Source organism: Bacillus sp. FSL P4-0290, from assembly GCF_037975435.1.
Lineage (GTDB): Bacteria > Bacillota > Bacilli > Bacillales > Bacillaceae > Bacillus > Bacillus subtilis.
Map to the genome: position 1 here is coordinate 3528117 of NZ_CP150253.1, position 25554 is coordinate 3553670.

Consider the following 25554-nt stretch of genomic DNA (forward strand, 5'->3'; position numbering starts at 1 on the left):
TTCAAGGAATTGACTCCCTTAAACACTTTTTATTCTATACTGCTCCCATTCCTCATGTAACAGCTCAAGTGTCAAATCATTCGTCTGCCTCACAACTAGATCAGCACCAAGCATCGGCTGTCCTTGACCGACACCAACCGCAAACATCCCGGCAGATTTGATTGCGGAAATGCCTGCTTCTGCGTCTTCTATTGCCGCGCAATCAGCAGGGGAAACATCGAGCATCGCTGCAGCTGTTAAAAAGATGTCAGGATCAGGCTTCCCCTTCGCAAGAGCCGTCGGATCAACAATGGCATCAAAATCATCGATAATTGCCAAACGTCTTAAAATCTTAGGAGCATTGCGACTTGAAGATGCTAACCCGATTTTTATATTTTCGTTTTTCAATTGACATAGGAGCCTGCCAATCCCCGGTAAAAGATCTTCCGGCGTCAATTTGCTGATCAGCATTTGATAATCGCGATTTTTCCGATGCATAAGCTCTTGTTTCTCCGCATTTGTATACTTTGTTTCCGCACCGCCAAAGATCAATATGCTTTCAAGTGACTCTTCTCTGCTGATTCCTTTTAGCCTTTCATTCATGTCTCTGTCAAAAGGGATATTGATTTGTTCTGCGATGTGCTTCCAAGCGAGAAAATGATATTCAGCAGTATCTGTTATCACTCCGTCTAAATCAAAAATGACCGCTTTCATATACTAATGCCCATCACAGCTTCATAAGGTTTGAGGCTAATACTCTTTAAGTCAGCCCGCTCCTGCGGATAGTTTGAAATCAGCACTTTCCAACGCTCATGAATCAGTTCTGGAGGCGCTTCGAACAGAGCCTTTTCTTCCGATAAATTCACAACGACAAGAAGCTTTTCCCCTCGATATTCTCGAAGGTAAGAAAAGACCTGCGGATCATTCTCCTGCAACAGCTGATAATCGCCATATATCATAATCTTATATTGCTTTCGTAATTGAATGAGCTTCTGATAGTAAAAGAAAATCGAGTCTTGATCTTCCAAAGACTCTTTCACATTGATATCTTGATAGCGGGAATTTACCGGTATCCACGGGTCTCCGGCTGTGAATCCCGCATGTTTTCCGGCATCCCACTGCATCGGTGTTCTCGCATGATCCCTTCCTTTTATCATCACGGCTTTGACAAACTCTTTTTCTGACATCGTTTTGTTTTCGACGACTAGTTCACGATATGCATTCTTTATTTCAAGATCATCATACATCTCCAGCGGCATATCGCTGTTGACCATGCCGATTTCTTCTCCCTGGTAAATAAACGGCGTTCCTTTCATGCCGTGCAGAACCGTTGCAAATGCCTTCGCACATTCCTTACGCAGCTTCCCGTCATTGCCCCAGCGGGAAATAACCCTCGGCTGGTCATGGTTCTCAAAATACAGGGTATTCCAGCCGACATTCATTAACCCGGTCTGCCACCTTGTCATCGTCTTTTTTAAAGCAATCAAATCAAACGGCTTGATCTGCCATTTCCCATTTGGCGAGTTTTGTTCTGTATCAATATCCATATGTTCAAATGTAAAGATCATATTCAGCTCTTGCCTGCTTGCATCTGTGTACTTTTTCGCCTCTTCAATATCAGAGCCGTTTGCCTCTCCGACTGTCATGCAGTCGTAATGAGAAAGCACTTCCCTGTTCATCTCTTGAATAAACTCATGAAGACGTGGGCCGTTAGAGTGATAACGGCCGACAATATAGCTGCGGCTGTAATCCGTTTCGTAGTCCGGAAAATCGGTGTATTTAGAAATAGAGCCGATCACATCCATCCGCCAGCCGTCAACGCCTCTATCCATCCAGAATCTCATTACATCATAAACTTCCCGGCGAACGGCTTCGTTTTCCCAATTTAAATCAGGCTGTTTTTTCGAAAAGTAGTGCAAATAATACTGCCCTGTTCCTTCATCGTATGTCCACGCTGAGCCTGAAAAGATCGATCCCCAATTATTCGGCTCTGAGCCGTCCGGTTTAGGATCTTTCCAAAAATAATAATCCCGGTAAGCATTGTCCTTCGACTTGCGGCTTTCAGCAAACCAAGCATGCTCATCCGACGTGTGGTTCACGACCAAATCCATGACGATTTTCATTCCGCGTTTATGGGCTTCATCAATCAGCTGAAACATATCTTCATTTGTCCCAAACTTTTCGTACATGTTTTTGTAATCGCTGATATCATATCCGTTGTCATCCTGCGGGGAATCAAATACCGGGGAGAGCCAGATGACATCCGCCCCGAGATTTTTGATGTAATCCAGCTTTTGAATCACACCTTGCAAATCCCCGAATCCATCTCCATTGGCATCATAAAAACTGCGCGGGTAAATTTGATAAACGACAGCTTCTTTCCACCATTCACTCATTAGGCGTTCTCCTTTCACATCGTCCCTGTAGGACAACTCGTTCCTCATAAACGTTCATGTGCAGCGGCTCGCCTTTTACAAGCTTAAAAATAACGCGCTTTTCGTCAACCGTCACATTGATTAATCGGTTTCGATAATTGATGTTGAATGAATATTCGTCCCATTCTTTCGGCAAAAACGGAGCAAATGACAGCGTCTCATTCGCGGTGCGCATGCCTGCAAAGCCATGAACGATTGCCAGCCAGCTCCCCGTCATTGAAGTAATATGCAAGCCTTCTTCCGTATCATGATTGTAATTATCAAGATCAAGCCTTGCTGTTCGCTTATATAATTCGAGCGCTTTCTTTTCCAGCTTGAGTTCGGCTGCGAGAATCGCATGGACAGAGGGCGATAGGCTTGATTCATGAACAGTCATCGGCTCATAAAATTCAAAGTTTCTCCGTTTTTCTTCCATTGTAAAACGGTCATTAAAAAGATAAATGCCTTGGAGAACATCTGCCTGCTTAATAAAATTGGAGCGGAGAATCTTGTCCCATGACCAATTCTGGTAAAGGGGCCGTTCCGCTGGATCTAATTCGTCAACTGTTTGCAGGTCTTTGTCCAAGAACGTGTCATGCTGAACGAAAATTTGCAGTTCTTCACTAAATGGATAGTACATGTGCTGGATGATTTCTCTCCAGACTTTCAATTCTTCTTCCAGCACATCCAGAAGGCGGCGTTTCTCCGCTGAGATACTTTCGAGACTTTGTAGAGTATAATCCAACGTCCAAGCCGCAATGACATTCGTATACCAATTGTTGTTAACGTTGTTTTCGTATTCATTCGGCCCTGTAACGCCATGGATCATATACTTATTTTTTCGTTTCGAGAAGTGAACACGGTCGGCCCAAAATCTGCTGACTGCCACAAGAACATCTATCCCATATTCTTCTATATAGTTACAGTCGCCTGTATAATTGATATAATTGTAGATCGCATAACAGATCGCGCCATTGCGGTGAATTTCTTCAAAGGTGATTTCCCATTCGTTGTGGCATTCATCACCGGTGAACGTCACCATCGGATAAAGTGCCCCCTTCATCCCCAATTTTGCAGCGTTTCGTTTGGCAGCCTCCAACTGATGATAGCGATACAAAAGCAGGTTTTTCGTCACCTCCGGCTCGGCTGTCGCCAAATACATCGGAACGGCGTACGCCTCAGTATCCCAATATGCGGCACCTCCATATTTCTCGCCAGTAAATCCTTTCGGCCCGATATTCAAACGGGCATCGCCCCCGTAATATGTCGAGAATAACTGAAAGATATTGTAGCGTATTCCTTGTTGAAGCTCCTTATCTCCTTTAATCTCAATGTCCGCTTTTGCCCATCTTTCCTTCCATCGATCAGTGTGCCTCCGTTTTGCTTTTTCATAGCCGTACTCAACCACATCCGCCAAAAGCTCCTTGGCTTTCGAAAAAAGCTCTTCCTCCCGAAAATCACGTGAAGTCGTGACAATCACAAACTTTTTCAATGATGCTTTCGTTTGATAACTGTAGCGATTCTCGACATACATTTCATTCGTTTTAAAGCTTTCATTGACAAAACCCTCCGTTTCGTTTGCCATCGCGGCTAAAACCGTGAAGCGCGGTGTTCCAAATGGATTTTCGATCGTTTTTGCCGCTAAATGGCCGCTGTAAGAATCAGCACCTTTCGCTTCCTCCTGCCAAAACTGTTCTTGGTAGTTAGAATCTTCATTTGCCACATTTCCATCCAGGTAAGGAACAAGCGTAATGACAGCATCTCCCGTCAGGCATTCCGCTTCATAATGAATCGCACAGAGTTCTTTTACAGCAAGGCTAAGAAACCGCTCTGACCTGATTCTGACGGATTTATCCTGAATGCTGACAACAGCGCTTCGCCGCAGAATCCCCTCTTTCATATTGAGTTCTACCTCAAATGATTCGATTGGTTTTTGATGGAGATCGATTTTTTCACCGTCAACATATAGGCCTATGCCCATAAAGTTCATCGCATTGATCACTTTTCCGAAATATTCTGGATACCCGTTTTTCCACCAGCCTACTCGCGTTTTGTCGGGGAACCACACGCCTGCAATATATGTGCCTTGGTGACTGTCGCCTGAATAGCCTTCTTCAAAATTCCCTCTGACCCCCATATAGCCATTGGCAAGAGACGTCAGGCTTTCCAGCAGCCGTGTATGTTCCTTATTAAATGTATTTGTTTTGATTTTCCATTCATCAATCTCAAATAACCGCTGATTTATCATCATTTCCTCCCGAATGTAAGTTTCCATTATCACGGCGGGTTTTGGTCAAATATCTAAATGCAAAAGAAATCATCAAAGTAACGCCACACGAATGGATCATCAATACAGTAATCAAATCAAAATGAACCATGCCGATAGCAGCTGCCGCAAATGCCGGCAGTGCCGAGGCGCAAATCGCCGTAGATACTGCTTCCTTGAATGACGCAATAGAGATCATGTTTGATATTTTTGTGATCCAGAGGCCACCTGCAAGAACAAACGTTAACAAAAGCTGGATCATAAAGATTACCGCATATGCCAGCATCATGATCATCGGCTTATACTGTGCCAACCATAATGTATCGATCAAAACCTCTACATCATGGGCGTTTGGTTTCTCGAGCTTAACGTCCATTTTCGCATAGCCAACAGAAAACCCCGTTTCGTTTTGATCGGTGATCACCAGTTGATCAGGTTGAAATATGACGGCGTTTTCAAATCCAGTTACTTTCAATCGCCCATTTTCACCGCTTGTCTCATATTCATGCTTCATATCGACTGCCATCACATTCTGCCCATCTTCAATCCTCTCAGAGCTCTTCCCGCCTGTTAGTTTTCCGTTCCTGATTTGAAAACCCTGTAATTGATCAGCAAATTGATCATTAACCCCTTGAATCGCTGACGGCATAAAAGATGCAACGCTGAAGCGATCCATTTTCACAAACGAAACCGCTAACGGCGCCATTAAGCAGGCCGTTAAAAACATAAAGAGAAAAGAGAGCTGCAGCCAGCTGAAGGTATTCCCATAGCTGCAAACACCTGATGGAGATGCAGCCGCTTTCAGGCAGCGGATGATAAAGCTTTTATTCTCCAGATTCTTCATTGAATTACCCCTTTGTTCCGCCGGCTGTCAAACCGGACACAAAGTTCTTTTGGAGAAAAAAGAATAGAACGCATATCGGCAGTGCGGCAAGGATGGCACCAGCCGCAAATAGAGCTACTTTTTGCTGCTGCGGATTAGAAATAAAGGATTGTAATCCTACAGCGATGGTCAGCCTTTCCGGTGAGCGAAGCAGAAATTTCGCCAGCAAATAGTCGCCAAATGGTGCCATAAACGCCCAAAGCGCTTGTACCGCGAGCATTGGCTTAACAAGCGGCAGAACAATTGAAGCGAAAATCCTCAGATGTCCCGCTCCGTCAATTCGCGCGGCTTCATCAATTTCTCTCGGCACAGTATCAAAATAACCTTTCATCAGCCACGTGTTCATCGGAATTCCGCCGCCGATATAGATCGCTGTTAAAAACCAGTATTGATCGAGTGCGCCTATTAGCATCGCCAAGACATAAAAAGCAGTCAGCGCCGCCATTGTCGGCACCATTTGAATGATTAAAAAGAATATCAGGCTCTTTTTTCTGCCTGCAAACCGATAGCGGCTGTACGAGTACCCGGCAAGTGTCACAATCGTAACCTGCAAAACCATGACCGATAGTGCGATGACAAGTGTATTGCTGTACCAATTGAGATAAAGCGTTTCGTCAAATAGCCGCTTAAAATGATCCAATGTCCAAGAACCCGAAAAATCGAGCTGAAAAGCCGCCGAATTCCCCACACGGAAGGCTGATGATGCCGTAATCAGCAACGGATAGATAATGACAATACTTAAAAGCGTCAAAAATAAATACGTACAGATTTTATTAAGCATTCTGGCAGTGCTCGCGTTCACCTACATAACCTCCTCATTGCCAAAAGCATTCGATTTTTTGAAAGCAATCAGTGAAATTCCAATGACAATGAAAGAAATTAACAGTGTCACAGCCGCCGCAACGGAATATTGGGGTGATGTGCCTGTTGTCAGTTTATAAATCCACGAAATTAAGATATCGGTCGATCCGGCCCCGGCTCCCGCACTGCCTGGCCCTCCCTCATTAAATAAATAGATGATCGAGAAATTATTGAAATTAAACGTATACTGAGTAATCATCACGGGTGCTGTGGCAAATAAAATCATCGGGAATGTAATATGCCGAAAACGCTGAATAAAAGTGGCCCCGTCAATCTTTGCCGCTTCATACAATTCACCTGGAATCGCCTGAAGCACTCCCGTTACCATGACATATATATATGGAAAGCCGAGCCACGTCTGAATCATAATGAGGGCTGTCTTTGTCCAGAAAGGATCGGTCTTCCACGCGATCGCAGGCAGCTCGACAAACGGCAGGTGATTGAATAATGGTATCACCTGTGCATTCACCGCTCCTATGCTGTCGTTAAACATGTTGGAAAAACTCATGATTGTAATAAAAGCCGGAACAGCCCATGGAAATAAGAAAATCATTCGAAATATCCGCTTGCCTTTTATAAAATCCTGATTGACGAAAAGTGCCGTCACAATACCTAAAATGATTTGCAGCGTTGTTGCACAGATTGTCCAGATAACCGTCCAGCCCAGTACATTCACAAATGTTTCACGATAGGAGCCAAGGAAAAAAATATTCAAGAAATTTTTAAACCCGACCCAGTCAATCAGACGATTAGGCGGAATATGATAAAAATCATAGTTTGTTAATGCAACAAACAGAGTCACCAAAACCGGAAAGATAATCACAAACACCATCATGATATATGCCGGCAGTGTAAATAGATATGGAAAACCTTTATCGCCCGCATGACAGATCATATCCTTGGCTGTTGTATTGACTTCCAAACCCGCCGCTTTCATAGCGGCGTTCTTACGCGAATCATGAATATTAAAGATATAGAACATGAGGAAAATCATTGTCACGATCAATTGCAGCGTGCCTTCAATCAGCATAAACAGCGAGTGATCTTCACCGGGAACACTTCCCAATGTCATCAATCCGGTTAGCGCCTGTATACCGAAAACGCATAATTCAAAAGCAAACAAGCCTGTGATGGCAAGAAATAAGAGCCCCTTTGACAATTGCTGATTCGCAATCTGCCCAAGTCCTGGAATGATCGATAAAAGCCCTGCCTTTCGTTTTTGCTTTGCAAGTGTGTGATGTTTATTCATTTTTTCCGCCCTCTATTCTTCCGGACGCTATCCCGCCGTTTTATTTCACATACTTTTCTTTAATATTTTCCTTTATGACGTTTACAGCATCATTCGCTGATGTTTGTGTCGATTTTTTTCCTGAAGCTGCATCAAAAATCAAACTTTCCGCTCCTGTCCATACTTCAGCCATTTCCGGAATATTTGGAGTCGGCGTTGCTGTTTCATATTGTTTAATCACAGCTGACGTCAGTTCATTCTTTTGCTCATCGGCTTTCTTCCTTGCAGCCGTGTTTGCCGGAACTTCGTTTGTATCCTCATAAAAAGCGTAAGCATTGGCATCATTTGCAGCATACTCAAGCCATTTTTCAGCCAGCTCGGGTTCTTTTGTATATTTTGAAGCTACCCAGCCCTTCCCGCCCGCAAAAGGGGCATATTCTTCTCCATTGGGCAATGTCGGAATGGGAGCCGCTCCGTAGTTCAATTTAGCCTCTTTATAATTGGCAGCTGACCAAGGACCGCCAATGATCGCAGCCGCTTTGCCTTCTAAAAACATCTGCTGAATAAAGTCGTCTGCGCTTGAATTGTCTTGCATTCCTTTCGGCCAATATGTCTCAAACCATTTCTCCGCATATTTCACCGCTTCTACAGCTCCTTTATTGTTCAGGCCGATGTCCCCGGAATCTGTGCCGTTTTTTCCAAACACATATCCGCCGTATCCAGCCAATAAGCCGTACGACATATAAAAGTCAGTCCATTTTGCTAAAAATCCGGTTGATTTTCCTTTTTCCGAAGCAAACGCGAATCGAGGATCTTCCGTTAACTTTTCAAGGTCTTTAAATGTTTTTGGTGCTGTTTTTAAAAGATCTTTGTTGTAATACAAAATAAGTGTCTCAATGACTAGCGGCATTCCGTACACTTTGCCGTCAACTGTCACCTGCTGCATTTCTTTATCACCAAAGCTTTTTGTATGAGATGGCTTAATGTCAAGCAAATGTCCTTGCTGTCCCAAACCGCCGATCCGGTCATATGCAGCAAGCATAACATCAGGCGCATTACCCGCCGGGCCATCAAGAGGAAGCGCCTCCAACTGTTCGAACATTTGCTTTTCAACAATTTTTACTGTGACATCATTCTCTTTTTCGAACTTTGTTTTTATGCTTTCAATGTATTCTTTATACGTTTCTTCGACAGACACAGTCAGCACCTTTTTGCCATCAGCGCTTGCTGGATTTTTTGAACTTGAGCAGGCGGCAAGGCCGATTGCCAGAAATGATGCCGCCAATATGGCGAACCCCTTTTTAAAAAGAACCATCTCTTTTCCCCCTTCTATTTACGAAACTATAACAATTGTATTGTCCTAGAGAAAGCGGTTACAACAACTTTCGATTTGTTACCGATAACAGAATGTTATACAGGGGCGGCAGCACTCAAAATCAAAAATTCTCCCGGCTGAACGGCAATGACATCGTGATGCTGAAGCGGCTGCTCTGTCCATGCATCACAGATCCTCTTATTCCTTTCAATATTCAAATCCAGTAAACTGACATGTTGAACCGCATTCCCTTGATTAAAGAAATAAATCAGTATTTTTTCATCAAGAGTCCGTGAAAAGCTAATAAAATCGTTTTGGTCATCCAGCAGATTCCACTCAAGATGTCCTTCAGTCAATAAAGTGTTTTCCTGCTTGCGTAAAGCAATTAACCGTTTCATAAATTGCAGCATGTCTTGGTTTTGCTTCTCTTTTTCCCAAACCATACATTTTCGGCATAATGGATCATTTTCGCCGTTCAGCCCGATTTCCGTTCCGTAATAAATGCATGGTGAGCCTGTCTGGGCAAACATAAAGGCCAGCAACGCGCGTGCTTTCTTCTCATCATTGCGGCATCTGGTCAAAAGGCGCTTTGTATCATGGCTATCCAGTAAATTAAACATCACCTCATTGGCCTGCTTCATTCCATTCATCAAATGTGCATTGACACGGTGAGCCATACGTGAAGCTGAGATCGTCTGGTCAGCAAAGTATTCAATCATAGGCTCTGTAAAAGGGTAATTCATCGCCGCATGAAATTCATCCCCTCTAAGCCAGGGTTCGGCAGAATGCCAGATCTCACCTAAAATATAAACATCAGGCTTTTCAGTAGATACAGCCTGCCTAAATGTCTTCCAAAAAGCGTGATCCACTTCATTTGCGACATCCAAACGCCAGCCGTCAATGTCAAATTCGCGAATCCAGTACAAAGCAATATCAAGCAAATATTTCTGCACCTCGGGATTAGCCGTGTTTAGCTTCGGCATATCAGCTGTAAAAGCAAACCTGTCATAATTGTCGTCTGTGACGGGAAAAGAGTGAATATGGAACCAGTCTTTATAGCGGGATTGATCTCCGTTTTTGACGACATCCTGCCATTGCGGAGACGCGCTTCCTATATGGTTAAAAACCGCATCAAGCATAATTCTCATCCCCCGCTGATGCAGCTGGCTGACCAATGTACGAAAAAGCTCAGGATCCCCGAAATGCGGATCAATAGAAAAGTAATCCAGCGTGTCGTATTTATGATTAGAAGGCGCGGAAAAGATCGGTGTCAGATAAATGCCGTTCACCCCTAAATCCTCTAAATAATCAAGCTTGTCAACAATTCCTTGTAAATCCCCTCCAAAAAAATCATTGACGCCCGGGTCCTTGCTCCCCCACGGCAATGCATTCTTCGGTGACAAGTCTTCTCTTCCATTTGCAAAACGCTCCGGAAAAATTTGATACCAAACCGTTGACTTGACCCATTCAGGCGCTTGAAATGTATCAGCCTCGTGAACAAACGGAAATTTAAAGTAATAATGAATCGTTTCCAGTGTTTTTTCGTTATAAGGGCATACACCCGAACTTCCGAAAAAGATGTCTTCATGATCGTCTGTTACAACAAACGCATATTGTAAACGCCTAAATGGCGGCACCACTTCAGCAAACCAATAGTCATGCATTTCTGTAGCAGCAATTTTCCTCATCGGCTGCTCGTTTGCCGACCACTTGCCGTCGTTGTACTCATAGGGATCACCCCAAATGAATCGAATGTGATCTGCATCACCTTTTTTTGTCCGAATCTTGATATGCACAGCCCGCCCATCATAAGAATAAGCATCTGTGCTGAATGGCTGGTGGTGAATCGCTGCATATTCCATCATGTTTCCCCCTTTGATTTCCGTTTTATTGAAGCCGGCTCATAGTTTGAAAGTATCATGATGAAATTGTGGGAACAATCCTTTTCACCCTGTTACCGATAACAGAATAAGGCGCTTACAGCGTTGATTCTCGTACAATTAACTCTGGTTCAAAAAATAGACTTCCTTGTGCAGCACCGTCTTCATTCATTTTTTTCAGCAACATTTTCGCACAGGCTTCCCCCATTTCAACAACAGGCTGTCTGACCGTAGTCAAGCGCGGCGAGGAGATGCGATCAAGAAACACACCGTCATTCCCGGTAACCGCAACGTCTTCTGGAATTCGCTTTCCAAGGGATTGCGCCGCACGAATGACGCCGAGCGCGATTCGATCAGATGCGCAGACAAATGCGGCCTGATTGTCCATGGATTTCAGCAGTTCTCTTGCAAGGCCTTCACTTTTCTTAGAACTGTTGTCGATCCGAAACATATTCGATTTTTTAAAGCTTTTATTCATCGCCCGTATATACCCCTGTTCTCTTGCACGTTCGAAAGGCTCATCTAAATCAATGCCAAAAAAGACAACTTCCCGCTCCCCCAGCCCCATAACATGGCGGGTTGCCATAAAAGTGCCTTTCTCGTTATTCACATCGATAAAGTCATAGCCCATTTCATTTTGCCCGAATACGACAAGCGGCTTCTCAAACGCTTTTATTACACCTTCAAAATCGGTCTTTCTCAAGCCGGTGGCAATAATGCCGTCACATTGGCCAATATTAAGAGAATTTCTTGTCACAAGCTGGAGAGCATAGTGATTGCGATCCAGCTCCCTGCTGATTCCTGTCAGCAGGTTCATGTAATATGGTTCTGTCGTATCCATTTCCTCAAGTATCAATAGTTTCACAACCTGTGTTCTGTTTTGCACGAGCGCTCTCGCCGCATAATTAGGGATGTAATTCAGCTCTTTCATCGCAGAATGAACAAGCTTTTTCAATTCATCTGTCACCGTCTCAGGGTGATTGATCACTCGTGATACCGTCATTTTCGAAACATTTGCTTTTTTCGCCACATCTGACAATGTTGCCATTTTCATCCCCTCCTTATCTGTGCTTATTATCCAAACTAGTGATAAAGTCCTCTATTACTGTTAAATATACGATGCAGGCAAAAGAGAAATAAAAAAGAGAAATAAAAAAGAGATTTCCCTTAAGGAAACCTCACTTTGTTAAAAACTCTCGATTTTTCATGGATTCATACGCTAGGTGGCAGACTCATTCTCTCCACTTCCATGAGAAAGTCTCTTTTTTAAATTTCTGTCCACTTTTTTTCTAAAATCGGATAAGAATAATTTTGCATTTGCTCAATTAACTCATCCGGCCGTGACGAGCTGTGAATCAGTTTTAGGTGCGATTCGTTAGAAAACCCTTCTTGAATGCTGTATTTCACCATTTTCATCATTGGTTCAAAATATCCGTTTACATTGTACAGTCCGATTGGCTTTTGGTGGATGCCGATCTGTGCCCAGCACAGCACTTCAAATAATTCTTCATATGTACCAAAGCCGCCCGGCATCGAGATAAAGCCGTCCGCCAGCTCGCTCATTTTAGCCTTTCGTTCATGCATCCCGTTTACTTCAATCAGCTCAGTCAGATTCTGATGGACAACCTCCCCGCTGAACAAACCGCTCGGCATGACCCCGATTGCAGTTCCGCCGTTTTCCATAATCGCGTCGGCAATCGTGCCCATCAAGCCGACGCGGGAGCCCCCATAGACAAGGCCGATTCCCTGCTCAGCCATATACACGCCAAGCTCTGCCGCTTTTCTTTTATACGCTTCATTTCCCCCAGGGTTTGATCCCGCAAATACACAAATGGTTTTCATCTTGTCATCTCCGCATCTATATATCGTGTTAAACATTCAAAAACACACTATATATTGTCCCATCTTCATGTGATAATATCAATATGAAATACATAAAGAATGCAGGAGTGATGAGGTTGCAGCTGGCTGATGCAGAAAAATGGATGAAAGAGTTTTACGAAAAAAGAGGCTGGACAGAATACGGACCTTTTATTCGCGTCGGCTTTTTAATGGAGGAAGCCGGAGAATTGGCCCGGGCTGTCAGGGCGTATGAAATCGGCAGAGACCGGCCGGATGAGAAAGAATCGTCACGCGCTGAGCAAAAACAAGAATTGATTGAAGAAATGGGAGATGTCATCGGAAATATCGCCATTCTTGCTGATATGTATGGTGTCTCTTTAGAAGACGTCATGAAGGCCCACCAAGAAAAACTGACAAAACGATTTGAGCATGCATAAAAAAGCGGCCGCGATGGCCGCTTTTTTTAACCTGTGATTTCATCATGGTGATCAAAGAAATGCTGCTTTCCTATTTTGTGAAAAAGGCCTGTTTTATGCAGCAGCTCCTTTGGCTGCGATTGCAATCCTACAATCATCAGCTTTCCATTGTGGCGTTTAATCCGATTCATAATGTTCCCAAGCACCGCTTCAGCTGACGTATCCATATAGTGCACCTTATTCATGAGCAGAATGAGGGTTTTCGGTTTTTTCTGTACATGCTCCAGCAATGACGATTCAAGGGAATCAATTGATCCGAAAAACAACGGTCCTTCTATGGCATACATGCTGACAGATGGATCTTCTCTCTTCGCCAGAACAGGATGCGATTCCTGATTGTGGATGCGGGTCGCTTCGCTCATTCTTCTGATAAAGAACACAAATGCAAGCAGCAATCCGGTTGCCACACCGATGATTAAGTCAAACAGAACCGTAAGGGCGAAGGTCGCCGCCAAAATAAAGGAATCAGCGTTTTTCAGTCTCAGCATGTTTGCGACTTCCTTGCGCTCACTCATATTCCATGCGACCACCATGAGAATCGGTGCCATACTGGCGAGCGGCACATGGGACGCATAAGGCGCAAATACAAGCAGGACAAGGAGAACGACTACGCCGTGAACGACGCCGGAAACTGGGGAAACCGCTCCGTTTTTTATATTGGTCGCCGTTCTCGCAATCGCTCCTGTAGCCGGGATTCCGCCAAACAGGGGCGCTGCCATATTCGCAATTCCCTGGCCGACAAGCTCCTTATTGCTGTCATGCTTTGAGCCCTTCATGTTATCAGCGACCATTGCGGACAAAATCGACTCAAGTCCTCCAAGAAGCGCGATGACAAGCGCAGCCGGAAACAGCATAACCATTTTATCCAAAGTAAGCTCAGGAAACTGAAATTCAGGCAAATGGCGGGGGATTTCTCCATAAGTTGACCCAATCGTTGCCATGCGGTCAGGGAAAAAGACAACCGCGACCACTGTGGAAATAAGAAGCGCCAACAAAGCGCCCGGCACTTTAGGCATCACCTTGGCGGATACAAGCAAAATGACGAGCCCGATCACAGCTGTCAAAATGGCATATACGTTAAAGGTGCCGAGCTGCTGTACAATTTCAAACATGTTGTGGTGAAAGTTCTCATGTTTTTCAACATTTCTCAATCCGAGAAAATTAGCGATTTGTTCCGTAAAGATCAGCACGGCAATTCCGGCTGTAAAACCGACGATAACGGGTTTAGGCACGAATTTCATTATTTTTCCGAGCTTAAACAGCCCAAACAGCACCAGCATTACCCCTGCCATAAACCCTGCGATCAGCAGATTCTCTAATCCGTACTGCATGATAATGCCGAACAGTATCGGGACAAAGGCGCCTGTCGGACCGCCAATTTGATATTTAGATCCCCCGAACAAAGAGATACAAATCCCCGCTATAACAACAGTGTACAGCCCGTATTCGGGCTCGACTCCCGAGGCAATGGCAAACGCCATTCCTAAAGGAATTGCCACGACACCTACTACGATACCTGCAATTAAGTCTTTCTGAAATTTCTGTAAATTGTATCCCTTGAATCTCCCTGAGAATCGCATATTTTGTTATAACCTCCCTTATGAGTGATTGTTTATTAGCTCAGTTTCATAACCGTTAATGACCACATCAAGTTTTCCTGTTTCAGGGTGAATGACAAGCCCGTGAACCGGCACTTTTTTCGGAAGCAGCGGATGGTTCTTAATCATGTTCACACTGTGGGAAACGCTTTCTTCCACGCTGTGAAAACCAGTCAGCCACGTTTTCAAATCGAGTCCGGCACTCGTCAGCAAATTCAGGCAGCTATCCTCCACCCCGCGTTCCTTTGCTTTCTCAAGAATCGAGGACGCATTCAGCCCTGACATTCCGCATTCATGATGGCCGACAATGCATACCTCTTCAGCCTGCAATTCATAAATCGCGACCAGTATGCTTCGCATCACGCTTCCAAATGGGTGAGAAACGATGGCTCCCGCGTTTTTTACAATTTTAGCATCACCGTTTTTAAGCCCCATTGCTTGCGGAAGAAGTTCTGTAAGCCTTGTATCCATACAGGTGACAATGACGAGCTTTTTCGAAGGAAACTTTGTCGTTTTGTACGGTTCATACTTCTTCTCACTGACAAACCGCTGATTGTGTTCCAAAATTGATGTTAAAGAAACCATTTGATTCATCTCCCATCCATATGATTTTGCAAGCCTTCTTACCCAGCTTACAGTAAGGAATTATAGCATAGGAATAAGCCAAGAAAAGGTTTTCAAAAAAAGACACTATAATTGGACTGTAGAATCAAAACATAAACATTTATATCTTTCAAAGATAATAAAATTTATATTTAATGCATCCTATAATCCGGCTGCAGTTCGTATATCGATGATTTGTCTGACAAAAAATATGGGTGAATTCTGATAATTAAAAAACTTTTTTAAGCAGATTTAGCTGTTCGATCTTCATTTTAAGTTCAAAAGAACCAGAAATTAAAAAAACGCAGCTATATTTTTAACATCTATTTATTTTCGATATAATGAATTAGACAACAGCCATAAAGGGGGAGCCTTGTTGAAACCATTTGTATTTATCACAAAACCGATTCCTGAAGAGATTGAAGCATTCATCGGTGAACATTGCCGTTATGAAGTATGGCAGGAGGATACGCTTCCGAGTGACGTGCTATTTGAAAAATTAAAAGAAGCGGAGGGGCTTTTAACATCAGGGACGTCCGGACCGTCAATCAATCGTGAGTTGCTGGAACACGCGCCTAAGCTCAAAGTGGTCAGCAACCAATCAGTAGGCTACGATAACTTCGATATAGAAGCAATGAAAGAAAGAGGAGTCGTCGGGACTCATACACCTTATACACTGGATGACACAGTTGCAGATCTGGCTTTTTCACTGATTCTGTCTTCCGCCAGACGTGTTGCCGAACTGGACCGTTTTGTCAGAGCAGGAAAATGGGGAACCGTGGAAGAGGAAGCGCTTTTCGGAATTGATGTTCATCATCAAACGTTAGGCATTATCGGCATGGGCAGAATTGGAGAACAAGCAGCGAGACGCGCCAAATTTGGTTTTGATATGGAAGTGCTTTATCATAACCGACATCGCAAACAAGAAACAGAAGACAGCATCGGCGTTAAGTATGCAGAGCTTGATACATTGCTGGAGCAATCTGATTTTATTCTTCTCATTACGCCGCTGACTGATGAAACCTATCACATGATAGGAGAACGCGAATTTAAGTTGATGAAGGATTCAGCAATTTTCGTCAATATTTCCCGGGGAAAGACAGTTGATGAAAAAGCACTGATTCGCGCTCTTCAGGAAGGCTGGATCAGGGGAGCCGGCTTAGATGTATACGAAAAAGAGCCTGTCACCCAAGATAATCCGCTCCTGCAGCTGGATAATGTCACGCTGCTTCCTCATATCGGTTCAGCAACAGCTAAAGTGCGCTTCAACATGTGCAAACAGGCCGCCGAAAATATGCTCGCAGCGATCCAAGGGCAAACACCGAAAAATCTCACAAGAGAATTTCAATAAATCAAAAATCCGGTCTGATAACAGACCGGATTTCATATTACATACGCTGAAGAACAGCACGCTTATAAATATGACGGGTAACGATATAATAAAGAGCCTGGAATACAAAATAAATGAAGATGACAATTACGGCCTCAAGAAATAAATTGGAATTCAGCATATTACTTAACGCTGCATACGCAAAGCCCGCGTGAATCGTACCTGCGATAAATGGGATGAAGAATAAAAATCCTATTTGCTTTCCAAGGATCGAGTGAATCTCTTTGTCCGTAACCCCTATCCTTTTTAAGGCTAACACCTGCACTCTCGTATCTTCTATTTCCGTAAACATCCGCAAATACAGCATGCTTCCTTGCACGATAAAAAACAGCACGCTGACAAACAGACCAATAAACAGCATTAATGCAACTCCCTGCTTTACAATTTGATAACTAGGAGCACGTGTTTGAAAATCAGATGTATGTTCTTTCGGCACCATGTTTTCAAGCTTTTCAGAGACATCCACCGTCTCCTGCCAATGCTCAAGCTCATAACCTACCATTCTCATCTGCTCCTTCAGCGGCACATCCTGTGACAGACTGTCAAAGCTCTTTTCGCTGACAACCAATAAACGGCTGACTCCATCGACAGACATCAATATCCCTTTGTTTTGCTGCTTTTTCATGACGTAGGAAAGGGTTTTTCCTGACTTCATATGAAATGCTGCTGTTTCCCCTTCTCCAAATGTGTCTTTCACCATCATTTGAAAAGAAACATTAATAAATGCTTCATTTTCTTGTAAATGAATAACTGGGAACCCTTTTTCCTTTGCGACTTGATTATAGACTTTTTCTGAAATCAGCAAAGCTTCCGCTTCTATCTTCTTATTTCCATACGGCAAGTCTGATTGAAAAGTGACAGGAATCCCTGTGGCATCCACCTTATACTTGATAACAGCATGAGCTTTTTTCAATGTATTCTCAGCTGTCTCAGGCTTCATGACCTGAAAGCGGGAAGCATCCTTTTCCACCCAGGAAACAGACTGAGGAATGCTTTGCTCCTCCTGCCTTTGTAAATCGGAATAAAACATATAGATGACACCTGTAGCTGTTAATATGACCGCTGTAATGACAGAGGTTAAAAACAGCATGCGTGCATGATCCTTCAGCCTGAATATCATGTTGGAACGCACAATGATATTCGTGCCTTTGTAGAAGCTGTGTTTCTTTCGGTACAGCATGCGGAAAAACGCCACACTGCTTTGTGTAAAAAAGAAATACGTGCCAATTAACACTAAAATCAAAATTGGAAATACCCGAAACATCATGTCAATGGCATTGGCTGTTGCAGATAGATAATAACCGCTGCCAAGACATAGCAAAGACAATACAGTGAGCCATTTCGAATAAACTGGCAAACTTTTCGGCTTTTTGGCTGATTTAATCAGTTCAATGATTTCCAGCTTCCGAATCCGTCCCAGTGATAAAATGAGCAGCGTCTGAAACAGGATGAGAAAGCCGGCAATTGTCATCACAAACGCTTTCGGCACAATGGCAAACGAAATCGGCACCTTCACGCTGAGCATCCATGTCATAATCATAAAAAACAGTTTTGAAAATAACAGGCCTGCTCCAATGCCGGCCGCAATCGCCGCAAGAGAAATAAGTGACTGCTCATAATAAATCATCTTGCGAAGCTGCTGCTTTGATGTGCCAAACAGTGTCAGCAGCCCAAACTCTTTCTTTCTTGCCTGCAAAAACGCTGAATTGGAATATGTGATGAAAAATATACAAAACACAATGATGACGACAAGAGCTGCGCTCAAGCATGTTTTGACAAGGCTTCCGCCATATATATTGTCTTCATTGACATCAGGATGAAAAATAAATGATGTGAAGACAAAAAACACCGAAACGGCAAACACACAGCTTAAAAAGTAGGCCACATACCGTTGCAGATTCCCAAGAATGTTTTTACGGGCGATAGTTCTCAAATTCATGAAAATCGCCTCCCAACACACTCAAGGTATCCAATATACTTTGATAAAACACCTGCCTGTTTGTTCCTCTGTGAATCTCTGAAAAGAAACGTCCGTCTTTAATAAAAACAATTCGTTTACAGAAACTTGCTGCTGTGGCATCATGCGTAACCAACAGAATCGTCGCTTCCTTTTCCTCATTCAACTGAGCCAGTGTGTTCATCACTTGCTTTGCCGATTTTGAGTCGAGGTTTCCTGTCGGTTCATCGGCAAGGATGAGCGCCGGATTGTGAATAATCGCTCTGGCACAGGCTGCCCGCTGCTGCTGTCCGCCCGAAACCTCATATGTGCGATGATCGAGAATGTGCTTGATTTGCAGCGTATCCGCCAGTTCATCCAATCGGGCTTCCATTTCTCTCAGCTTTACCTTATCCAATGCGAGCGGCAAGAGAATATTTTCACGAATCGTCAGCGTATCAAGCAGATTAAAATCCTGAAAGACGAAGCCGAGTTCTCTTCTGCGAAACAAAGCCAGCTCTTGGTCCTTTAACGTTTTCGGCTGAATGCCGTTGATCATCATCTCGCCCTGGGTCGGCTTATCAATGGTAGCCAGCAAATTCAAAAGCGTGGTTTTTCCGCTTCCCGACGGCCCCATAATCCCGACAAATTCCCCTTTTGACACACTAAGATCAAAGGCGCTGAGCGCTTGGTATGATATTGTTCCTTTATTTGAATAGTACGTTTTCGATAGGTTCGTTGTTTGCAACACGTTCATGTTCTGCTCCTCCTTTTTCTTTATTATAAAAAGGAAGTCAGCATCCTCCCATCGAACTTTCTTGCAATTCCGCTCCCCAACCTTACAATGCTGTCACATTCACGAGGGTGTCACTTGAAAACACGATGGTCATCACAGTGCCAGCCCCTTCTTTTGATTCCGCATACAGTTTATGGCCGAGACGGCTGCACACCTGTTTTGCCAAATAAAGGCCCATTCCAGTTGCCTCTTTCATGGTTCGTCCGTTTTCTCCGGTAAAAAACGCGTCAAAAATCCGCGGCAGATCCTGCGGCGGTATGCCGATTCCTTCGTCGACAACCGACAATCGCGTCTCATGTCCCTGCGTTTCAATCCGGATTGTAATAGGGTCTCCCACACCTTGCTTGGAATATTTTAAGGCGTTGAAAAGGATTTGCTCAACAACAAAGGAAAGCCACTTTTGATCACTGGAAATCTGAATGGCATTTGGCGGCACATGTAATGTTGGAAAAAGGCGCCGTTTAATAAACTGACGTTTTTCCTGATTGATCAGTGAACGAACCATTTCTGTCAAATCAAAGGTTTGCGGCTTTACATCAAATGCAAATTCCTCCAGCCGGGCCGTTTGCAGCATCATATCAAGACCGTGGCGAAATCTCTCATTCTCATCCTCCAGCTCCTCTAAAAACGTCGGAAAAGAGGATGAGGTTCCGTTTTTTCCTTCCTGAATCATTAAGGATATGACGGATACCGGTGTTTTCATATGGTGGACCCATTGGTTGGTGAAGGTATAATGCTGTTTTTGCTGATTGATATATTGTGAGAGCCTGCTTTCGTATTGCTGCCCGAGTGCGTTGATCATTTTCGTCCAAAGCGCTTGCTCTCCTGTTCTTGGCTTTCGGGCTTTCAAAGACTGTCCGATGTCATTCGAAGAAGAGGCTTGTTCTGCAAGCTTTTTAACATATGTGAGAAAGGAAAATTGCCGAACATAATCAGCAGCAAAACCTGCGGCTAAAAGAGTACCGGGCAAAATCCATATGTACATCATATTTTCTTTGGAAGGTTCTGCGCCGCTCTCTACAATGCTTAAATACGCAATCAGCATGGCGGACCCTATCCCTAATAATGAAAATAGAATAATGGCTAAGCGGTCGATGAGATAAGTCTTTAACATTCCGCTTCATCCTTCCGATTGACTTGAAATTGATAACCTTGTCCTCTGATTGTGGAAATGCAATCTGTCAGTCCTGCATTCTCCAGTTTTCTCCGCAGCCGATTGACATTGACCGTTAACGTATTGTCATCGACAAAATCAACGTCATCCCATAACGCCTCCAATAGTTCATCACGAGAGACAATTTTTTTATGCTCCCTCACAAAAATCGAGAGAAGCTGGAATTCTTTTTGGGAAAACAAAATCCGGACGCTGTTCCATTCGGCCTCATTCTGATCAGGATAAATCGTCAGCCCGCCAAGCTCCACTATTCTAGATTCCTGCGGCAAAGAGGGCGAATATTCACCATATGTGCGGCGCAGGACGCTTTTGATTTTGGCCATCACTACCTCTAGATGGAACGGCTTTGTGATATAATCATCGCCGCCATTTTCAATCGCCATTACCTGATTCAGCTCATCGGTCCGTGCCGATATAAAGATAATCGGCGCATTGGAAATGGTACGGATTTGCCTGCACCAATAAAACCCGTCAAAAAAAGGCAGGTTGATATCAAGCAGCACAAGATCAGGCTTCATTTCTGCAAATTCCAATTTTATATCATTCAGCTGTTCAGCAATTTTCACTTCATATCCGTATTTTTGAAGATGACCGCCCAGCAAAGAAGCAATCCGCTCATCATCTTCCACAAGCAAAATCCGATACACGTTGATCCCCCTTATATGTACATCACGATGATTTTTCTAGAAGATTCCAAAATTATTATAGCATGTGCGGAATAGTAAATCGGACTTTTTCTTTTTGTTATAATAGAATGACAAAGGTAAAATTTTCATAATAGGCAGGTGTCGTGATGAAGAAAATCATGCTGTTTCTGGCAATGACGTCAATTCTTTCAGCATGTCAGCCCAACTATACCGGGAAATACATAGAAATTGGGGATACACTAACTGAATATGAAAAAGAGTGTTTTAAAGAGAATGAAATTCCTTATAAATACGAAAAGGGAAAACTGTATATCCCAGAAGATGCATTTGATACAGCAATCTACACTTGTTCATAAGAAAAAGCTTGCAGATAACCTGCAAGCTTTTCACGTTACAAAAAATGAGTATTTAATTTCTCTTCAAATTCTGAAGGGCCAATGTCACTTTTTTGAATGTCACTGCCGTTTTCATGAATCGTAAAATGGCGCTCTGACATGACCATCCTTCCGCTCGGCGTCAGCTTTGAGGCAAGCGGGGATTTGTTAAAAGGAGATTTTTCATGAGAGTGAATGATGTCCTTCATGTTATCTAAATCACCGAGATCACTCTCTTCAAGAGTAAAGGCGTACCCGATTTGCCAGCCTTCTCCCTTGTCCATCAGCAGAACATGGCTGCCCTTTTCTGTCTCTTCTCTTTTGATTCGGAATGACCCGACTGGTGACTGTACCGTTTCTCCGGAAAGCGGTATCGGCTGGAGCGCCAGGTTGATGCCGAAGCCGATATCAACGAGGTAATCGCCGTTTTCCGCAGACAGCCATACAGCAGCATGCGTCCCTTCTAGTGCCCATCCCTCTTGATCGCCTGCATAAACCGTTCCTCGAATGAGCTTCACATGAAACCCAGCCTCACGCAAGACAAAATAAAGAAAACCATTTAAATCGTAGCATAGGCCGCCGTGCTGATCTTTGAGCAGACGTCGCCATAGCTCTTCTTTTGTGATCTTATAATTCTCTTTTGCAAGTACGGCACGGTTTTCGAATGGAAAACGGTATGCCATTGCTTTAAGAAAAAGGGGAAGATCGCCGAAGCTGACATGGTCTTTCTCCCAGCCGATTTTCTGAAAGCAGTCTTTTAGAAAGTCACTCATTTTTATCACCTAAACTTCTTCTTGAACGTAAGCAGCCAGCTTCTCCAGCGCCTCTTGTTCATCTTCTCCCTGGGCAATCAAGGTAACCTCAGTGCCTGTGCTTACCGCAAGGCTCATCAGCCCCATGATGCTTTTGGCGTTTACTTTTTTCCCATCCTTCTCAAGAAACACATCTGACGTAAACCGGTTTGCTTCTTGTACAAACAAAGCAGCAGGACGTGCTTGCAGTCCTGTCTTTAATCGAACTTCCACTTTCTGTTGAACCATAAGATCTCCCCTTTTCTTTACGGTTATTTTAAAGTGACGGTTTGCCCTGTCCGCAGCTGTTCTGCGATTTCGTCAAGTTTTCTCAGCCTGTGATTGATCCCTGATTTGCTGATTTTCCCGCTTGCTACCATTTCCCCTAGCTCTTTCAGCGTCACTTCCTGATAATCAATCCGCAGCTGCGCAATTTCCCGAAGTTTTTCAGGCAGCGCCTCCAGGCCGATTCTTTCATCGATGTATTTAATATTTTCCACCTGTCTCAGCGATGCGCCGATCGTTTTGTTTAAGTTGGCTGTTTCACAATTGACGAGGCGGTTGACCGAATTTCTCATGTCCCGAACGATTCTGACATCCTCAAATCGCAGAAGCGAATTGTGAGCGCCAATTACGTTCAGAAACTCTGTAATCTTCTCAGCCTCTTTTAAATAGGTAATGTAGCCTTTTTTCCGTTCAAGCGTTTTGCTGTTTAACTGAAACTCATTTAACAGGTCACATAATGAATCGTTATGCTCCTTATAAAGAGAGAAGATTTCTAAATGATACGAGGAGGTTTCCGGATTATTGACCGAACCTCCTGCCAAAAATGCTCCTCTCATATAAGAACGCTTGCAGCATCTCTTTTTGACCAGCTCTTTCGAAATACTTCGTTCAAACACAAAATTCTCCCCGAGTATTTTTAAATCCTCTAAGATCGCTTTTGCATTTTCTGAAAAACGCACAATATAGACGTTATTCTTTTTCAGCCGCATTTTCTTTCTGACCAGCAGCTCGACCGACACATCATATTGTTTTTTCAGCAATGTATAGATGCGGCGGGCAATCGCCGCGTTTTCGGTTTGAACATCGAGTACGAGATGGCGGTTTGTAAATGATAAAGCTCCATTCATCCGAATGAGTGCAGACAGCTCGGCATTAATGCAGCAGTCCTTCACTTCCAGATTCGTTAATTCTTTTTTTGTTTCTGATGCAAATGACATATAGCCACCTCATTTCAAGGCTTCATTCTTTCAGTAAATCAACAAGAAGAGAGGCCACTTTATGTGTATCGTGACGTATTACGTCATTTTTATACGTTACAATTTGATCTCTGATGACTTCAAGCCCCATCGCTTTCAGCTCTTCAATATCAAAATCAACAGGACGCGCCGATTCCATTTCGTACTTACGCTTTATTTCGTCGGGAATGTCTTCACTGTTTACTAATATCGTATCAATAAAACCACAGCCCATATGCTGATTGAGCGCTTTCACATGATCAGCAGCGGTGTAATGGAGCGTTTCGCCGGGCTGAGTCATCACGTTGCAAATGTATACTTTTTTCGCCGGCGCCTTTATCACTTCTTCCCCGATTTTTGGGACGAGCAAATTGGGAAGAATGCTTGTATAGAGGCTTCCCGGGCCGATAATAATCAAATCCGCTTCCCTGATCACGTCTATTGTTTCCGGCAGCGGATCAATCTGTTCAGGCGTGAGAAAAACACGCTTAATACGCTGTCCGTATTCCGGGATCGTTGACTCGCCTGAGACCACGCGGCCGTCTTCCATCTCAGCATGCAAAACGACACTGGCATTGGCAGCCGGCAAAACCTTTCCTCTTACATTCAGCACCTTGCTCATTTCAGTGACAGCGTGAAAAAAATCACCGGTTATATTTGTCATCGCTGCCAAAATCAAATTCCCGAGAGAATGGCCTGTTAAGTCATTCCCTTTATTGAAGCGGTGCTGAAAAAGATCTTCAACAAGCGGCTCCACATCGGATAAAGCGGCAAGCACATTTCTGATGTCTCCGGGAGGCGGAATTTTCAGTTCATTCCGCAGACGGCCAGAGCTTCCCCCATCATCGGCAACTGTTACAATGGCCGTGATGTCAACAGGTTTATGCTTTAAGCCCCTAAGCAATACAGAAAGACCTGTACCGCCGCCAAAGATTGCGATTTTCGGCTTTTGTCCCATCTTATTTCCGGCTTCTCTTTTCAATGTCCCGGTGAGTAACATGAGTATAGTAATCCTTTTTGAAATAATCAGCTAAATTCTCGGCTAATGTCACAGAGCGGTGCTGGCCCCCTGTGCAGCCGATCGCAATGACAACCTGGCTTTTTCCTTCTCTTTTGTAAGATGGAAGCATAAAGCTCAGCAGATCAATTAATTTCTCATTGAACTTTTGTGTTTCATTCCACTTCATGACGTAAGAGGAAACCTCTTTATCCTTGCCAGTCAGCGGCCGCATGCTTTCGATATAGTACGGATTCGGCAAAAATCTGACATCAAAGACGAGATCTGCATCAATTGGAATACCGTATTTAAAACCAAATGACATGACATTCACGGTAAATGTCTCTCCTTGGTTTGTCGCAAAGTGCTTCACGATTTTTTCACGCAAATCACGCGGCTTCATGTCAGACGTATCGTAAATGATTTGAGAGCGGCCTTTTAATTCCTCAAGCAGCTCTCGTTCCAGCGCGATGCCTTCAAGCGGCAGGCCAGTCGCTGCCAAAGGATGCGAGCGTCTCGTTTCTTTATATCTTGTGACGAGAATGGAATCCTTCGCGTCCAGGAATAAAATTCGCGGTGTGATCCACGGATTTTCGGCCATTTCATCCAGCGCTTCAATCAGCCGGTCAAAAAATTCGCGGCCGCGCAAATCCATCACAAGCGCAACTTTGCTCATTTTAGAATTTGATTCCTTCATCAGCTCTAAAAACTTCGGAAGCAATGAAGGCGGAAGATTATCGACGCAGAAATAGCCGAGATCTTCAAAGCTTTGGATCGCGACAGTTTTCCCCGCTCCCGACATTCCGGTTATAATGACAAGCTGAATATCATGTGATTCACTAACACTCATATTTCTCCCCCCT

General features: G+C 43.8%; 24 protein-coding genes. 3 read left to right on the forward strand and 21 right to left on the reverse strand.

What is annotated here, in order from left to right; all coding sequences use genetic code 11:
• Positions 1–18 precede the first annotated feature (18 nt).
• From pgmB to MKY10_RS18575, 10 genes are all read right to left on the reverse strand, one after another.
• Positions 19–693, reverse strand: a complete 675-nt coding sequence (gene pgmB / locus MKY10_RS18530; RefSeq protein ID WP_048655002.1) for a beta-phosphoglucomutase — start codon at positions 691–693, stop codon at positions 19–21.
• On the reverse strand, positions 690–2375 hold the full coding sequence (gene malL, locus MKY10_RS18535) for an oligo-1,6-glucosidase (protein WP_048655004.1): 1686 nt from the start codon (positions 2373–2375) through the stop codon (positions 690–692). The genes pgmB and malL overlap by 4 nt, the downstream gene beginning before the upstream one ends.
• Positions 2368–4641, reverse strand: a complete 2274-nt coding sequence (gene mdxK, locus MKY10_RS18540) for a maltose phosphorylase (RefSeq protein WP_048655006.1) — start codon at positions 4639–4641, stop codon at positions 2368–2370. The genes malL and mdxK overlap by 8 nt, the downstream gene beginning before the upstream one ends.
• Complete coding sequence (locus tag MKY10_RS18545) at positions 4619–5503, reverse strand: DUF1189 domain-containing protein (protein WP_061891009.1); 885 nt, start codon at positions 5501–5503, stop codon at positions 4619–4621. The genes mdxK and MKY10_RS18545 overlap by 23 nt, the downstream gene beginning before the upstream one ends.
• A 4-nt stretch (positions 5504–5507) precedes the next feature.
• Positions 5508–6344 (reverse strand): maltodextrin ABC transporter permease MdxG, encoded by an 837-nt coding sequence (gene mdxG, locus MKY10_RS18550; RefSeq protein ID WP_015251161.1) that lies wholly within the window; start codon positions 6342–6344, stop codon positions 5508–5510.
• Positions 6345–7652, reverse strand: a complete 1308-nt coding sequence (gene mdxF / locus MKY10_RS18555) for a maltodextrin ABC transporter permease MdxF (protein WP_015251160.1) — start codon at positions 7650–7652, stop codon at positions 6345–6347.
• Between the two features lie 40 nt (positions 7653–7692).
• Positions 7693–8946, reverse strand: a complete 1254-nt coding sequence (gene mdxE / locus MKY10_RS18560; RefSeq protein WP_042975280.1) for a maltodextrin ABC transporter substrate-binding protein MdxE — start codon at positions 8944–8946, stop codon at positions 7693–7695.
• 95 nt (positions 8947–9041) lie between these two features.
• Positions 9042–10811 (reverse strand): maltogenic alpha-amylase, encoded by a 1770-nt coding sequence (mdxD, locus tag MKY10_RS18565; RefSeq protein WP_032678700.1) that lies wholly within the window; start codon positions 10809–10811, stop codon positions 9042–9044.
• Positions 10812–10923: 112 nt separating this feature from the next.
• A complete protein-coding gene (locus MKY10_RS18570; RefSeq protein ID WP_044052450.1) occupies positions 10924–11874 on the reverse strand; it encodes a LacI family DNA-binding transcriptional regulator in 951 nt (316 codons plus the stop codon).
• A 218-nt stretch (positions 11875–12092) separates the two neighbouring features.
• On the reverse strand, positions 12093–12668 hold the full coding sequence (locus MKY10_RS18575; protein ID WP_003228180.1) for a TIGR00730 family Rossman fold protein: 576 nt from the start codon (positions 12666–12668) through the stop codon (positions 12093–12095).
• A 116-nt stretch (positions 12669–12784) separates the two neighbouring features.
• Here MKY10_RS18575 and MKY10_RS18580 point away from each other — a divergent pair, with 116 nt between their 5' ends.
• Positions 12785–13105: a MazG-like family protein gene (locus MKY10_RS18580; RefSeq protein ID WP_003242570.1), complete on the forward strand. Its 321-nt coding sequence runs from the start codon at positions 12785–12787 to the stop codon at positions 13103–13105.
• Positions 13106–13131: 26 nt separating this feature from the next.
• Here the strand turns inward: MKY10_RS18580 and MKY10_RS18585 are convergent, their stop codons facing one another.
• Both MKY10_RS18585 and MKY10_RS18590 read right to left on the reverse strand, forming a co-directional pair.
• On the reverse strand, positions 13132–14724 hold the full coding sequence (locus tag MKY10_RS18585; protein ID WP_003228175.1) for a SulP family inorganic anion transporter: 1593 nt from the start codon (positions 14722–14724) through the stop codon (positions 13132–13134).
• A gap of 18 nt (positions 14725–14742) precedes the next feature.
• Positions 14743–15336, reverse strand: coding sequence for a carbonic anhydrase (locus MKY10_RS18590; RefSeq protein ID WP_010886620.1), 594 nt, complete (start codon positions 15334–15336; stop codon positions 14743–14745).
• 382 nt (positions 15337–15718) lie between these two features.
• Between MKY10_RS18590 and MKY10_RS18595 the strand changes: the two genes are divergently transcribed.
• The gene (locus MKY10_RS18595) at positions 15719–16696 is read left to right on the forward strand and encodes a D-glycerate dehydrogenase (protein WP_015251153.1); all 978 of its coding nucleotides are present in this window, start codon (positions 15719–15721) and stop codon (positions 16694–16696) included.
• Positions 16697–16733: 37 nt separating this feature from the next.
• Here the strand turns inward: MKY10_RS18595 and psdB are convergent, their stop codons facing one another.
• From psdB to psdR, 4 genes are all read right to left on the reverse strand, one after another.
• A complete protein-coding gene (gene psdB, locus MKY10_RS18600; protein WP_015251152.1) occupies positions 16734–18674 on the reverse strand; it encodes a lantibiotic ABC transporter permease PsdB in 1941 nt (646 codons plus the stop codon).
• Entirely contained in the window at positions 18649–19428 is a 780-nt protein-coding gene (gene psdA, locus MKY10_RS18605; protein ID WP_003228167.1) for a lantibiotic ABC transporter ATP-binding protein PsdA, read from the reverse strand. The genes psdB and psdA overlap by 26 nt, the downstream gene beginning before the upstream one ends.
• An 82-nt stretch (positions 19429–19510) precedes the next feature.
• The gene (gene psdS / locus MKY10_RS18610) at positions 19511–20581 is read right to left on the reverse strand and encodes a two-component sensor histidine kinase PsdS (RefSeq protein WP_015251151.1); all 1071 of its coding nucleotides are present in this window, start codon (positions 20579–20581) and stop codon (positions 19511–19513) included.
• On the reverse strand, positions 20575–21288 hold the full coding sequence (gene psdR, locus MKY10_RS18615; RefSeq protein WP_003244535.1) for a two-component system response regulator PsdR: 714 nt from the start codon (positions 21286–21288) through the stop codon (positions 20575–20577). Before psdR ends, psdS begins: the two co-directional genes overlap by 7 nt.
• Before the next feature lie 146 nt (positions 21289–21434).
• On the opposite strand from psdR, the gene MKY10_RS18620 reads away from it, so the two are divergent.
• The gene (locus MKY10_RS18620; protein WP_029318346.1) at positions 21435–21644 is read left to right on the forward strand and encodes a hypothetical protein; all 210 of its coding nucleotides are present in this window, start codon (positions 21435–21437) and stop codon (positions 21642–21644) included.
• 35 nt (positions 21645–21679) lie between these two features.
• Here MKY10_RS18620 and MKY10_RS18625 read toward each other — a convergent pair whose 3' ends face one another.
• The 5 genes from MKY10_RS18625 to rapZ are packed head-to-tail and all read right to left on the reverse strand — an operon-like array spanning position 21680 to position 25541.
• The gene (locus tag MKY10_RS18625) at positions 21680–22444 is read right to left on the reverse strand and encodes an arylamine N-acetyltransferase (RefSeq protein ID WP_015251150.1); all 765 of its coding nucleotides are present in this window, start codon (positions 22442–22444) and stop codon (positions 21680–21682) included.
• Entirely contained in the window at positions 22445–22702 is a 258-nt protein-coding gene (locus tag MKY10_RS18630) for an HPr family phosphocarrier protein (protein WP_003219835.1), read from the reverse strand. It abuts the gene before it with no gap.
• Positions 22703–22725: 23 nt separating this feature from the next.
• Positions 22726–23676: a DNA-binding protein WhiA gene (gene whiA, locus MKY10_RS18635; RefSeq protein ID WP_003243775.1), complete on the reverse strand. Its 951-nt coding sequence runs from the start codon at positions 23674–23676 to the stop codon at positions 22726–22728.
• Positions 23677–23698: 22 nt separating this feature from the next.
• Positions 23699–24652, reverse strand: a complete 954-nt coding sequence (mgfK, locus tag MKY10_RS18640; protein WP_003244450.1) for a gluconeogenesis morphogenetic factor — start codon at positions 24650–24652, stop codon at positions 23699–23701.
• Between the two features lies 1 nt (position 24653).
• Positions 24654–25541 (reverse strand): RNase adapter RapZ, encoded by an 888-nt coding sequence (rapZ, locus tag MKY10_RS18645; RefSeq protein ID WP_003243903.1) that lies wholly within the window; start codon positions 25539–25541, stop codon positions 24654–24656.
• Positions 25542–25554: the final 13 nt, after the last annotated feature.